Annotated in this window: 11 protein-coding genes and 1 tRNA gene; all 12 read left to right on the forward strand. The window is 44.3% G+C overall.

The genetic code is table 11. The features are described from left to right. The first annotated feature begins 73 nt into the window (after positions 1-73). The 12 genes from tuf (at position 74) to rpsG (ending at position 14,342) form a co-directional block, all read left to right on the forward strand. Complete coding sequence (gene tuf / locus ACLWBB_RS04300; protein WP_413290338.1) at positions 74-1,264, forward strand: elongation factor Tu; 1,191 nt, start codon at positions 74-76, stop codon at positions 1,262-1,264. A 95-nt stretch (positions 1,265-1,359) separates the two neighbouring features. Then, positions 1,360-1,435 (forward strand) — tRNA-Trp (locus ACLWBB_RS04305). A 41-nt stretch (positions 1,436-1,476) separates the two neighbouring features. Beyond that, on the forward strand, positions 1,477-1,854 hold the full coding sequence (gene secE, locus ACLWBB_RS04310) for a preprotein translocase subunit SecE (RefSeq protein WP_413290339.1): 378 nt from the start codon (positions 1,477-1,479) through the stop codon (positions 1,852-1,854). 9 nt (positions 1,855-1,863) lie between these two features. Next, positions 1,864-2,397 (forward strand): transcription termination/antitermination protein NusG, encoded by a 534-nt coding sequence (gene nusG / locus ACLWBB_RS04315; RefSeq protein ID WP_413290340.1) that lies wholly within the window; start codon positions 1,864-1,866, stop codon positions 2,395-2,397. 62 nt (positions 2,398-2,459) lie between these two features. After that, positions 2,460-2,885: a 50S ribosomal protein L11 gene (rplK, locus tag ACLWBB_RS04320; RefSeq protein ID WP_413290341.1), complete on the forward strand. Its 426-nt coding sequence runs from the start codon at positions 2,460-2,462 to the stop codon at positions 2,883-2,885. An 11-nt stretch (positions 2,886-2,896) separates the two neighbouring features. Next, positions 2,897-3,601 (forward strand): 50S ribosomal protein L1, encoded by a 705-nt coding sequence (rplA, locus tag ACLWBB_RS04325; protein ID WP_413290342.1) that lies wholly within the window; start codon positions 2,897-2,899, stop codon positions 3,599-3,601. Between the two features lie 163 nt (positions 3,602-3,764). Continuing rightward, positions 3,765-4,295 carry a 50S ribosomal protein L10 gene (gene rplJ, locus ACLWBB_RS04330; protein ID WP_413290343.1) on the forward strand — a complete coding sequence of 177 codons (531 nt, stop codon included), beginning with the start codon at positions 3,765-3,767 and terminating at the stop codon, positions 4,293-4,295. 55 nt (positions 4,296-4,350) lie between these two features. After that, entirely contained in the window at positions 4,351-4,722 is a 372-nt protein-coding gene (gene rplL, locus ACLWBB_RS04335) for a 50S ribosomal protein L7/L12 (RefSeq protein ID WP_413290344.1), read from the forward strand. A gap of 238 nt (positions 4,723-4,960) precedes the next feature. Next, on the forward strand, positions 4,961-9,175 hold the full coding sequence (gene rpoB, locus ACLWBB_RS04340) for a DNA-directed RNA polymerase subunit beta (protein WP_413290345.1): 4,215 nt from the start codon (positions 4,961-4,963) through the stop codon (positions 9,173-9,175). A 38-nt stretch (positions 9,176-9,213) separates the two neighbouring features. Then, entirely contained in the window at positions 9,214-13,335 is a 4,122-nt protein-coding gene (gene rpoC / locus ACLWBB_RS04345) for a DNA-directed RNA polymerase subunit beta' (RefSeq protein WP_413290346.1), read from the forward strand. A gap of 139 nt (positions 13,336-13,474) precedes the next feature. Further along, complete coding sequence (gene rpsL, locus ACLWBB_RS04350; protein WP_413290347.1) at positions 13,475-13,849, forward strand: 30S ribosomal protein S12; 375 nt, start codon at positions 13,475-13,477, stop codon at positions 13,847-13,849. A 19-nt stretch (positions 13,850-13,868) separates the two neighbouring features. Continuing rightward, positions 13,869-14,342: a 30S ribosomal protein S7 gene (rpsG, locus tag ACLWBB_RS04355; RefSeq protein ID WP_413290348.1), complete on the forward strand. Its 474-nt coding sequence runs from the start codon at positions 13,869-13,871 to the stop codon at positions 14,340-14,342. Positions 14,343-14,348: the final 6 nt, after the last annotated feature.

The raw sequence follows: 14,348 nt of genomic DNA on the forward strand, positions 1-14,348 counted from the left end.
TTTAAAGTAAGTTTTTTTTGGATTTGAACTTTAGGTTTCTAAGATTAATAAAAGATCTCTTCAGGAGGAAATAATGTCTAAAGAGAAGTTTTCACGTAATAAGCCGCACGTAAACATCGGTACTATCGGTCACGTCGATCATGGTAAAACAACTTTGACTGCTGCGATCACTACAACTTTGGCAATCACTGGCCAAGCGCAAGCAATGTCTTACGATCAAATCGATAAATCTCCGGAAGAGAGAGAGCGTGGTATCACTATCTCTACTACTCACGTAGAATACGAAACTGCAAATCGTCACTACGCGCACGTTGACTGCCCGGGACATGCCGATTACGTAAAAAACATGATCACTGGTGCCGCTCAAATGGACGGTGGTATCTTGGTTGTTTCTTCTGCTGACGGCCCTATGCCACAAACTCGTGAACATATCCTTTTGGCTCGCCAAGTAGGTGTTCCAGCTCTTGTTGTATTCATGAACAAAGTTGACATGGTTGACGATAAAGAACTTCTTGAGCTAGTTGAGCTTGAAGTTCGTGAGCTTCTTTCTAAATACGAATTCCCTGGCGACGAGATTCCAATAGTAAAAGGTTCTGCTTTGAAAGCTCTTCAAGGCGACACTTCTGAAATCGGCCGTCCTTCTATCTTGAAATTGATGGAAGCTTGTGATGCTTACATCCCAACTCCAGCTCGTGCTGTTGATAAAACATTCTTGATGCCAATCGAGGACGTATTCTCAATCTCTGGTCGTGGTACTGTTGTTACTGGCCGTGTTGAGCGTGGTATCGTTAAAGTTGGTGAGGACGTTGAAATCGTTGGTATCCGCCCAACTCAAAAAACTACTGTTACTGGTATCGAGATGTTCCGTAAGCTTCTTGACGAAGGTCAAGCGGGCGACAACTGCGGTGTTCTACTTCGCGGTACTAAAAAAGAAGACGTTGAGCGTGGTCAAGTTCTTGCTAAACCAGGAACAATCAAGCCACACAAAAAATTCAAAGGTGAGGCTTACATCCTTACTAAAGAAGAAGGTGGACGTCATACTCCATTCTTCAACGGCTACCGCCCACAATTCTACTTCAGAACTACAGACGTTACTGGCGTTTGTACTTTGAAAGCTGGAACTGAAATGGTTATGCCTGGTGACCGCGTTGAAATCTCTGTTGAACTTATCGCTCCAATCGCAATGGAAAAAGAACTCCGTTTCGCGATCCGTGAGGGTGGTCGTACAGTAGGTGCAGGCGTTGTTACTGAAATCCTTGAGTAATTGCGTCTTCATTTAAATTGAAGATTGACAGCCAGGGGACGTCTCGACGAGATTGTCCCCTTCGGCTTATTTAGGGCTTTAAAATTTTTTAGTGCAGGGGTGTAGCTCCAGCGGTAGAGCGAACGACTCCAAATCGTTAGGTCGTGGGTTCGAATCCCTCCGCCCCTGCCAATTTCATAAAGCTTAACTCTTATTGGAAGTAGAGAACGCAGATGGAAAAAACAAACTCTAAAATTATCACACTTAGCTTTGCTATTGTCGCCTTTTTGGTTGGCCTAGTTGTTAGTTTGTTAATGAAGGCATTCGCGGGTGCTTTTGCGGTTGTAGCGCGTGCAAACGACGTAGATTTAATTCGTCACGGTTTGCCTCTAATTATTGGTTTCGGGCTTTTTGCTTACTGCCAATTCAACTCTAAAGTAGTTGCTTGGGGTGATGAAGTCGTTACCGAAGTTAAAAAGGTTGTATGGCCTTCTCGTAAGGACACAACAGCAATGACAATCGTAGTTTGCATTATGGTTCTTATTTCTAGCGTAATTATCAGCTCGTTTGACATGATCTCTGGTTATGTCATCAACACTCTCGTGAGATAGGAAGTGTCCATGGAAAAAAAATGGTACATCGTTAATACTCAGACTGGTTGTGAAGCGACGGCAAAAACTGCCATCGAAGAGCGTATCCGTTCGCAAAAAATGGAAGAATTTTTCGGTCAGATCCTGATCCCTGCTGAAAACGTGGTGGAGCTGGTAAAAGGCCAAAAACAAACAAAATCTCGTAAATTCTTCCCAGGTTACATGTTCGTTCAAATGTTCTTAAATGACGAGACATGGCATCTTGTAAAACATTCATCAAAGGTGACAGGCTTCGTAGGCGGTGCTAAAACTCGTCCTCCCGAAGTTCCAGAGGCCGAAGTTTTACGCGTAACTCAGCAAATGGCTGGCGTTGCAGAAAAACCTAAGCAAAAAGTTAAATTCTCTGTGGGCGAAAATGTGACTGTTGTTGACGGTCCATTCTCTAACTTCAGCGGAACTGTTGAAGAGATCAACGAGGACAAAGCGAAAGTGAAAGTTCTTGTGAGTATCTTCGGAAGACCAACTCCAGTTGAGTTGGACTTCATTCAGGTAGAAAAGCACTAGTTTTTTAACTCTCTAAATTTTAGAGAGAATTATTAATAACAACCCTATTGCAGGAGTGGGTCGTGGCAAAAAAAGTTACAGGAATGATCAAGCTGCAGATACCGGCAGGGAAAGCTAATCCAGCTCCTCCCGTTGGACCGGCGCTCGGACAGCATGGGGTAAACATCATGGAATTCTGTAAGCAATTCAATGCTCGTACGCAAGCATTGGGTGATAGCATTATCCCTATCATCATTACAGTTTACCAAGACAGATCGTTTACCTTCATTACAAAAACACCTCCGGTGTCTTCTCTGATTAAGAAAGCATTGAAATTGGAATCAGGTTCCAAAATGCCTCAGAAAGACAAAGTTGGAAAAATTAAAAACGATCAAGTTAAGCAAATCGCGACTACTAAGTTGCCAGATTTGAACTGCTTGAAAGTAGAGTCCGCTATGTCGCAAGTCATTGGTACTGCGAAAAGCATGGGCATTGAGCTTGCGGACTAAGGTGGTGATGTATGGCAAATAAAAGATTTAAAGCAGCTGCTAAAAAAGTTGATTCTACAAAAAAATACTCAGTAGACGAAGCGTTCAAATTGGTTGTTGAAAATGCGACAGCAAAATTCGACGAAACAATTGATGTAGCTCTTCGTTTGGGTGTTGATCCAAAACAATCTGACCAACAAGTACGTGGCGCTATCGCGCTTCCACATGGTCTTGGCAAAAACGTAAAAGTTGTTGTTTTCGCAAAAGGTCCTAAAGAGGCTGAAGCGAAAAACGCAGGTGCTGACTTTGTTGGCGCTGACGACCTCGTTGCTAAAATCCAAGGTGGTTGGTTGGACTTCGATAAATGTATCGCGACACCGGATATGATGGCGACTGTTTCTAAAGTTGCTAAGATCCTTGGACCTCGTGGTTTGATGCCAAATCCAAAAGTTGGCACCGTAACTATGGCGGTTGGTGAAGCTGTTACAGCTGAGAAGAAGGGTAAATTGGATTTCCGTGTTGATAAGGCGGGTATTGTTCACGCTGGTATCGGCAAGAAGTCTATGGGCGATGCTAAACTTCGCGATAACTTCCTAACTTTGTTGGGCGCGATCGTAAAAGCAAAACCTGCTTCTTCAAAAGGTATCTACCTTCAAACTATTGCTTTGTCTTCTACTATGGGACCAGGCTTGAAGTTGGATCCAAACCAAGCAACTGCTGTTGCGGTTAGTGTTTAATTAAATAAAACTATTGCGATCAGAGACAGTAGGTCGTCCGGAGTGAAAACTTCGGACTTTAATTCCGCAAGGATCCTACCGAGATAAGGCAAAAGAGTTTACTTCTCAAAGTACCTCCCAAACCGACCTGACTCGCATAAATCTAATGAAAGGAGGCCCTTATATGATGATCACTCGTGCTGATAAAGAACAAGAGATTAAGAATTTGACTGACAAACTTGCCAAGTCAAAAGGCGCCTTCGTCGTTGATTTCAAAGGTATGAAAGTGGAGCAGGTTACTTCTCTCCGTAAAAAACTTCATACTTCTGAATCTGAGATGAAGGTTGTCCGTAATACTCTTGCTAAAAGAGCGCTGAAAGATCACCCGGCCGTTGAGAAAGCTTTGACTACTTCCCTTAAAGGAACCAATGCAATTGTGTTCTCTTACGGTGAAGTGAATGCCACTGCTAAAGTTTTGGCAGACTTCGCGAAAGACGTTGAAGTTTTGCAAATCAAAACTGGTGTGATGGATGGCGAAGGAATGGACGCTGCAAAGATTAACTTCTTGGCAACTCTTCCTGGCAAAGATCAGCTTCGTGCACAATTCCTTGCGACTCTTAATGCTCCTGCAGCTAAAATGGCTCGTTGCATTAACGAATACGTTAAGAAATTGGGTGGCGATAGTGCTGCTACTGCTGAAGCTCCACAAGCGTAGTCTTGTAGAGTTGTATTTGTAATTTTAATTTAAAAAATTTTTTTCGGAGGATTTCATGTCTTTAACTAATGATCAATTGATGGACGCATTGTCTGGTAAAACGGTTCTTGAACTAGCAGAACTTGTTAAAATGTTAGAAGAAAAATGGGGCGTTTCTGCTGCTGCTCCTGTAATGATGGCTGGTGGCGGCGGTGCTGCTGCAGCTGTAGAAGAAAAAACTGCTTTCGACGTTATCCTTGTTGACGCTGGTGCTAACAAAATCAACGTTATCAAAGAAGTTCGCGCATTGACAGGCCTTGGCTTGGCAGAAGCGAAAGCTTTGGTTGAGGCTGGCGGCAAAGCTGTTAAAGAAGGCGCTACTAAAGAAGACGCTGAGAAAATCAAGAAGGCTCTTGAAGCAGCCGGCGCGAAAGTTCAAGTTAAGTAATAATTTTGTGAACTTATGGCCTCTTTTTAAGCAGCAATGCAAAAAAGAGGCCATTTTACGTTTTTCTTGAATTGTGACGTTGACCCCTAGACTAAGGGGTATTATATTTTTTCGGCTAAGCTTTACGCCGAACGGAACTGATTTTATCAGTTTTGTATGAATTTCTAGTTCTGAATTTGTGCCGAAATACGAAAGCAATTTCAGCAACTAAGACGGTTTGATCTTTAAGGGAGATTAGATGGATAAAACTCCAATCACGGCCTCAAATCTGCGTATCAGAAAATCTTTCGCTCAAAATAAACAAGTTATCGACATTCCAAATCTGATTGAATTGCAGAAGTCTTCTTACGAAGCATTCTTGCAAAAAGATACAGATCCGGATCGTCGTGGTGAAGCGGGTCTTAACGGTGTCTTCAAATCCGTATTCCCGATCAGCGACTTCAACAACACTGCAAGCCTAGAGTTCGTAAGTTACACTCTTGAGCCTGCAAAATACGATGTTGATGAATGCCGCCAGCGTGGAATGACTTTCGCAGCTCCAATCAAAGTTACTCTCCGTCTTATCGTTTTTGACGTTGATGAAGAAACGGAAGCGCGTAGCATCCGTGACGTGAAAGAGCAGGAAGTTTACCTCGGTGAAATTCCACTCATGACTGCAAACGGTTCTTTCATTATCAACGGTACTGAGCGTGTTGTCGTATCTCAGTTGCACCGTTCTCCGGGCGTATTCTTTGACCACGATGGTGGTAAGAATGCAGCTTCTGGTAAGCTCATCTACTCAGCTCGCGTAATTCCTTACCGCGGTTCTTGGTTGGATGCAGAGTTTGACCAAAAAGATTTGATCCACGTACGTATCGATCGTCGTCGTAAGTTCCCAGTAACTATTCTTTTGAAAGCTCTTGGTTTCAACACTGAGAAGCTTCTTGAGTACTTCTACGACCTCGATGAAGTTTACGTTAAGGGCGGCAAACTCTTCAGAAAACTCGACATCGAAAGAATGTCTGGTCAAAGAGCTATTGCTGACATCGTAGACCCTAAGACTGGCGAAGCTTTGGTAAAAGCTGGTCGTCGTATTACACGTGCGATTGTTAAGAAAATTAAAGACATCAACCTTACAGAGGTTGAAGTAAATCCAGAAGATCTTGATGGCAAAGTTTTGGCTAAGCCGTTGATTGATGAATCTACGGGTGAAATCATCGCTGATGCGAATGCTGAGTTGAGCGCAAGCTTGATCAAGAAATCCATCGCTTTGGGTATCGATCGTTTCTTCATGATCTTCTTCGACGGTTTGACAGTAGGTCCTTACCTCAGAAACACTTTGCTTGTTGATAAAGTAAACAACAAAGACGAATCTTTGATCGAGATCTACAAACGTCTTCGTCCTGGTGAGCCTCCAACATTGGAAGCTGCGACTGCTTTCTTCCACCGTTTGTTCTTTGATCCTGAGACATACGATCTATCTGAAGTAGGTCGTATCAAGATCAATCACAAGTTCGGTATTTCTATGGAAGAGTGCCCACCTGAGTTCAGAACTCTGACTCACAAAGATATTCTTTCTACTATTAAAACTCTTATCGACCTTAAAAACGGTCGCGGTGTGATTGATGATATCGATCACTTGGGTAACCGCCGTGTTCGTTCAGTAGGTGAGTTGTTGGAAAACCAATACCGTATCGGTCTCGTTCGTATGGAACGTGCGATTCGTGAGCGTATGTCTCTTCAAGACGTTGAGACTATGATGCCTCATGACCTCGTGAACGCTAAACCAGTGAACGCGGTTGTTAAGGAATTCTTCGGTTCTTCTCAATTGTCACAGTTCATGGATCAAACGAATCCGTTGTCTGAGATCACGCACAAACGTCGTTTGTCTGCTCTTGGTCCCGGCGGTTTGACTCGTGACCGTGCCGGTTTCGAAGTACGTGACGTACATCCTACGCACTACGGTCGTATTTGCCCAATCGAAACTCCAGAGGGACCAAACATCGGTTTGATCTCTTCTTTGGCAACATACGCTCGTATCAACAACTATGGTTTCATCGAGACTCCATACCGCAAAGTTGATGCTGGTAAGATCTCTTCTAGCATCAATTATTTGTCTGCTTTGGAAGAAGCTGGTCACTACATCGCACCTGCGGCTCGTGACGAAGCTGGACACAAAGAAATCCAGACTCCTACCACAATCACTCGTCGTGATGGTGAGTACGAGATCGTAGATAAAGAAAAAGTAGCTTTGATGGACGTATCTCCTTCTCAGCTAGTTTCTATCGCGGCTTCTTTGATTCCGTTCCTTGAGCATGATGACGCCAATCGTGCGTTGATGGGATCGAACATGCAACGTCAAGCGGTGCCACTGCTCCGTTCTCGCGCTCCACTCGTTGGTACAGGCGTTGAGAGACTTGTTGCTCGTGACTCTGGAACATCAGTAGTTGCTTTGAATGATGGTATCGTTGAAGAAGTTGATGCTTCTCGTATCGTAGTTCGTCGTTTTGCAAAAGGCGGAGAACTCGGCGCGAACGTAGACATCTACAATTTGACTAAATATCAAAGAACAAACACGAACACATGCTTCAATCAAAAACCTATCGTTAAAGTAGGCGATCGCGTTTCTAAGAGTGATATCATTGCGGACGGTCCAGCGACTGAACTCGGTGAATTGGCTCTTGGACAAAACATCCTAGTCGCGTTCACTCCTTGGATGGGTTACAACTTCGAGGATTCTATCTTGATCTCTGAGCGTCTTTTGAAAGAAGACGTTTATACTTCAATCCATATCGAAGAGTTTGAGTGCGTTGCTCGTGATACTAAACTTGGTAAAGAAGAAATCACACGCGATATCGCGAACGTGGGTGAAGAGGCTCTTAAAGACCTCGATAGCTCAGGTATCATCCGTATCGGTGCTGAAGTTCGCCCAGGTTACATCCTCGTTGGTAAAGTAACACCTAAGGGTGAAACTCAACTTTCTCCTGAAGAAAAGCTCTTGAGAGCAATCTTCGGTGAAAAAGCCGGCGATGTTCGTGATACTTCTCTCCGTGCTCCATCTGGTGTTTACGGAACAGTGATCGATGCTCAAGTTTACTCTCGTGAAGGCGCAGACCGCGATGAGCGTTTGTCTTCAATCATCGAAGAGAAAAAACGCAAGCTTGAAAAAGACTTGGCAGTTGAGCAAAACGTTATCAAAAATAACGCGATCTCTAAACTTCGTGACATCTTGGTAGGTAAAATCACTACTGGCGTTCTTTTGAACGAAGATGGTAGCCAAAAATTGTTGAACAAAGGTCAAAACCTTACTGAGGCAGACCTTGAGACAATTCCATTCGAACTTTTGAGCTATATCCCGCTTGAACAAGATCTTGAGTTCCAAGTGAACAAGATCATCGATGGCGCTCGTAACCAATTGGATGCTGTTAAGTTGGTATTCAATGAGAAGATTGAACGTCTCCGTAAAGGTGACGAGCTTCCTCCAGGCGTTATCAAAATGGTTAAAGTTTACGTTGCGATTAAACGTAAGCTTCAAGTCGGTGATAAGTTCGCCGGTCGCCACGGTAATAAGGGTGTTGTCTCTAAAGTATTGCCTTTGGAAGACATGCCATACTTGGCAGACGGTACTCCAGTAGACATGGTTTTGAATCCGCTGGGCGTTCCTTCGCGTATGAATATCGGTCAGATTTTGGAAGTTCACTTGGGTTGGGCTGCTCGTAACTTGGGTACTCAGCTTTCAGCGTACATCCAAAACTTCAAGTCTGAAGATGCTCGTAAAGCAATGAAGGACGTATTCAGTGACTCTGATATCTCTGCGAAAATTGATAAAGCAGATGATGATTCATTGAAGCAAATGCTCGTGAAAATGAAAGACGGCGTTCACGTTGGTACTCCGGTATTCGACGGTGCTCGCGAGAAAGACGTAAAAGGATTGTTGGCGAAAGCAAACCTTCCTGAGCGTGCTCAAGCGATCCTATTTGACGGTCGTTCTGGTGAGCCATTCACGAATCCTGTTACTGTGGGCATCATGTACATGCTTAAACTTCACCACTTGGTTGAAGAAAAGATCCATGCTCGTTCAATTGGACCTTACTCACTCGTTTCTCAGCAACCTCTGGGCGGTAAAGCACAGTTCGGTGGTCAGCGTCTCGGGGAGATGGAGGTTTGGGCGATCGAAGCATACGGTGCCGCTTATTCATTGCAAGAGTTCCTCACTGTTAAGTCTGATGACGTGGCAGGAAGAACGCGCATGTATGAAAGCATCGTGAAAGGTGAAAACATCCTTGAGCCAGGCTTGCCTGAGTCATTCAACGTATTGGTGAAAGAGCTTCAATCTCTTGCTCTGAACGTTGAGTTGATGGAGTCCGACATCTTGAGAGATCAAGCTGAAGATTCTGAAGAGGGTGAAATTGAAGAGGTGATTGCAGCTCCAGCTATTCCGACTCCGGAAGAGCCGGGCAGCAATCAACACTAGGTATTAATATTAACAACAAGAAAATGTAGGGGTGAGCCTTGAGAGACTTGTTGAACTTTTTTGACAAACCAAAAGATCCACTTAGTTTTGACGCCGTCAGAGTATCTCTGGCGTCGCCTGAAATGATCCGTGACTGGTCATTTGGTGAAGTAAAAAAACCTGAGACAATCAACTATCGTACTTTCAAACCTGAGCGTGATGGTTTGTTCTGTGCAAAAATCTTCGGTCCTATTAAGGATTACGAGTGCTTGTGCGGTAAGTACAAACGTATGAAATATCGCGGAGTGATCTGCGAGAAGTGCGGTGTTGAAGTTACACAAACTAAAGTTCGTCGTGAAAGACTTGGCCATATCGAGTTGGCAACACCTGTTGCTCACATCTGGTTCTTGCGTTCACTTCCTTCTCGTATCGGTAACTTGCTCAATCTTTCTTTGAAAGATGTTGAGAAAGTTCTCTATTGCGAAGCTTACGTAGTTATCGACCCAATGGAAACCACTCTTGAAGAAGGCACTGTTCTTTCAGAAGAAGCTTATCAAGGCGCTCTGAATGAATTCGGTCCTACTTTCAAAGCGGGCATGGGCGGTGAAGCGGTTCGTGAACTTTTGAGAAAAATCGATCCTGAGTACTTATCTCGTAAACTCCGCATGGAGATCAAAGAGACTAAGTCTGAGGCTCAAATCAAAAAATTATCTAAACGTTTGAAAGTTGTAGAAGCTTTCAAAAATTCCATCAATAAAACTGAATGGATGATGTTGGAAGCCCTTCCGGTTCTTCCTCCTGATCTTCGTCCATTGGTTCCATTGGATGGTGGTCGTTTCGCGACTTCAGATCTAAATGATCTTTACCGTCGTGTTATCAACCGTAACAACCGTTTGAAGCGTCTTCAGGAGCTAAATGCTCCAGACATCATCATCCGCAACGAAAAACGTATGTTGCAAGAAGCGGTTGATGCATTGTTGGATAACGGTCGTCGCGGTAAGACTTTCACAGGTCCAAATAAACGCCCTCTTCGCTCACTTTCTGACATGCTCAAAGGTAAGCAAGGTCGTTTCCGTCAAAATCTTCTTGGTAAGCGCGTAGACTACTCTGGTCGTTCTGTGATCGTAGTAGGTCCTACTTTGAAGCTTCACCAATGTGGTCTTCCAAAGGCCATGGCTCTCGAGTTGTTCAAACCATTCGTTTACAACAAACTCGAAGAAAAAGGTTTTGCGACTACAATCAAGCAAGCTAAGAAAATCGTAGACCAACAAGCGGTCGAGGTTTGGGACATTCTTTCTGACGTGGTTAAAGAACATCCAGTTCTTTTGAATCGCGCACCAACTCTTCACAGACTTGGTATCCAAGCTTTCGAACCGGTATTGCATGAAGGTAAAGCGATCCAATTGCATCCGCTCGTTTGTACGGCGTTCAATGCCGACTTCGACGGTGACCAAATGGCCGTTCACGTTCCGTTGTCAGTAGAAGCGCAAGTAGAAGCTCGCGTTTTGATGATGTCTACGAACAATATCCTTTCTCCTGCTTCTGGTAAGCCAATCATCAATCCATCTCAAGATATCGTCTTGGGTATGTACTGGTTGACTCGTATTCGCCCTGGCGCAAAAGGTACTGGCAAAGTATTCTCTAGCGTTTCTGAGGCTCAATACGCTTACGAGACAGGCCTTGTAGATCTTCAAGCTCTTTGTAAAGTACGTATCAACGGAAAGATCGAAGAGACTTCTGTAGGTCGTGCAATTCTTTCTGATGCTGTTCCTCGCGAAGTTCCTTTCAACGAAGTGAACTTAGTGATGAACAAAAAACAAATCGCAGCTTTGATCGACAAAACATTCCGTGTTGCCGGTGCGAAAGCGACTTGTATTTTAGCTGATAAAATCATGGAACTTGGCTTCAAATATTCTACCGCAGCGGGTATGTCGATCTGTATCGACGACATGGTGATCCCTGCAGCCAAAGCTACTTTGATTGCAGATGCTGAAGGTCAAGTGACCGAAATCCAGCAACAATACGATGAAGGTTTGATCACAGATGGTGAGCGCTACAATAAAGTAGTGGATATCTGGGCGCAGACTGCAGACCGTGTTGCTAAAGAAGGTATGAATGCGATCGAGAAACAAAAATTTGTTATCGATGGTAAAGAGACCGTAGGTCCTTCATTCAATCCGATCTTCATCATGGCTGACTCCGGAGCCCGGGGTTCTGCGAATCAGATTCGTCAGCTGGGTGGTATGCGTGGTTTGATGGCGAAACCTTCTGGTGAGATCATCGAGACTCCGATCACAGCAAACTTCCGTGAAGGTTTGACAGTTATCCAGTACTTCATTTCTACACATGGTGCGCGTAAAGGTTTGGCCGATACCGCATTGAAAACAGCGAACTCTGGTTACTTGACTCGTCGTTTGGTTGACGTTGCTCAAGACGTTGTTGTGAGCGAAACAGATTGCGGAACTACTGATGGTTTGGAAGTAACTCCACTTTATGAAGCGGGCGAAATCATCCAACCAATCGGTGAGCGTCTCTTGGGTCGTACAGCGTTGAAAGACGTTATGGATCCATACAACAATAGCGTTGTTGTAGCTGCGAACCAAGAGTTCACAGAAAGCGACGTTAAGAAGGTTGAAGCTCTCGGTATCGATAAAGTAACGATCCGTTCTGCTCTGACTTGCCAATCTAACCGTGGCGTTTGTATCCGTTGCTACGGCCGTGATTTGGCTCGCGGTGCGACTGTGAATATGGGTGAAACTGTAGGTATCATCGCCGCTCAATCAATCGGTGAGCCTGGTACTCAGTTGACGATGAGAACGTTCCACTTGGGTGGTGCGGCTTCTCGTGCGGTTGAACAATCTGTTCACACGACTCGTTACGATGGAACTATTAAGTTAACAAATGTTCACGCGGTTTCTAACCGTCAAGGCAAACTCACTGTTATGAATCGTAACGGTGAAGCTTTGGTGATCGATGAAGCAGGTCGTGAAAGAGAAAGATTTAAGCTCGTTTATGGTGCTGTCCTCAACTTCAAGGAAGGTGAGAAGGTTACTAAGGGTGCAACCGTTGCAGAATGGGATCCTTATTCCAACCCAATCATCGCCGAATTGACTGGTAAGATTACTTACCAAGATATCGAAGAAGGCGCGACCATGACTGAGCAAGTGGATGCTGTAACAGGCTTCGCTACGAAGGTTATTACTGAAAGTAAATCTTCTGATGTGAAACCAACAGTATTCTTGACTGATGCTAATGGTAAACCAATGACATTGCCAGGCCGTGATATTCCTGCCCGTTATCTGATCCCTGTTGGGGCTCAGCTACTCGTTGCTGACGGACAAGAAGTTCACTCTGGTGATATGATCGCGAAAATGCATCGTGAGACTTCTAAAACGAAGGATATCACGGGCGGTCTTCCACGCGTTGCCGAACTTTTCGAAGCTCGTAAACCTAAAGAAGCTGCAATCATTTCCGAGATCGATGGTTACGTTACTTTCGGTAAGGACGTTAAAGGTAAACAACGCGTAATCGTGACTCCTGAAGTGGGTGAGCAAAAAGAATATCTCATCCCTAAAGGTAAGCACGTTGCCGTTCGTGAAGGTGAATACGTAAGAGCCGGCGAGGCCCTTATGGATGGACCTACAAACCCACACGATATCTTGGCGGTTCTTGGCGAAAAAGCGTTGTCTGCATACCTAGTAAACGAAATCCAAGAAGTTTACAGACTTCAAGGGGTTGGTATCAATGACAAGCACATCGAAGTGATTGTTCGTCAGATGCTTCGTAAGGTAGAGATTCGTGATCCAGGTGATACACGTTTCTTAGCAGGCGAGCAGGTAGAGAAATTTGCCTATGAGCAAGAGACTAAACGTATTAACAACGAAGGTGGACAAGCTGCGACTTACGCGCCTCTTCTTCTTGGTATTACTAAAGTTTCTTTGAGTACTGACAGCTGGATTTCGGCAGCTTCCTTCCAAGAAACTACTAAGGTTCTTACAGAGGCAGCTATCAACTCTAGAACAGATCATCTCAGAGGGCTTAAAGAGAACATCATCATGGGTCGCTTGATCCCAGCCGGTACCGGTTTGACTTCTTACAAACGCTGGAAAGTGATTGTTAAAGAAGATGAAGACGTTCCTTACATCTCTTTGCCTGGAATGACTGCTACAGCTACACCGTAAGCGTGTAATTATTTAAGGGTAGGGAGCTGAAATCAGCTCCCTGTATACAAAATTTATAAACTAGGGCTTGACCCGCCGTTGTTCGAAGGTTAGGGTCCTGCATCCGTATATTGGGAATAATTGTTATAAGGGGTTAGAAGTGCCTACAATTAATCAGCTCATCAAAAGTGAGCGTATTGTTCAAAAAAACCAAACTAAGTCACCAGCTTTGACTTCTTGTCCTCAACGTCGTGGCGTTTGCACTCGCGTGTATACTACGACTCCAAAGAAGCCAAACTCAGCTTTGCGTAAAGTTGCTCGTGTTAGATTGTCTAACGGTTACGAAGTGACATCTTACATTCCTGGAATTGGTCATAACCTTCAAGAGCATAGCGTTGTTTTGATTCGCGGTGGTCGTGTGAAGGACTTGCCAGGTGTTCGTTATCACATTATTCGCGGTGTATTGGATCTTCAAGGTGTTAACGGACGTCTTCGTGGACGTTCTAAGTACGGCACTAAGAGACCTAAGAAATAGTCACTAAGAGGTTATAGAAATGTCACGTCGTAAAAAGACCTTTAAAAGAGAAATTATCCCAGATCCAGTTTACAAAGATCTCGTTATCGCGAAATTCGTGAATAAAATGATGATCCAAGGTAAAAAAGGCGTTGCTCAGGCACTTTTCTACGGAGCTCTTGATGAACTCAAAGGAAAAGTACCAAATGAAGAGCCTATCTCCATCTTGAAAAAAGCTTTGGAGAACGTAAAGCCTTCTATCGAAGTTCGCTCACGCCGCGTAGGTGGAGCTACTTACCAAGTTCCAGTAGATGTTCGTCCATCTCGTCGTCTTGCTTTGGCAATGCGCTGGTTGATCGAATACTCTCGTGAGCGTGGTGAGAAAGACTTCTCAAAACGTCTTGCTGGTGAATTGATGGACGCTTTCAACAATAGAGGCAACTCTATTAAGAAGAAAGACGATGTCCACAGAATGGCTGAAGCTAATAAGGCATTCTCACACTACAATTGGTAATCTCGT

The organism is Bdellovibrio sp. HCB337 (genome assembly GCF_047302465.1).
In the GTDB taxonomy this organism is placed as follows: Bacteria; Bdellovibrionota; Bdellovibrionia; order Bdellovibrionales; family Bdellovibrionaceae; genus JACMRP01.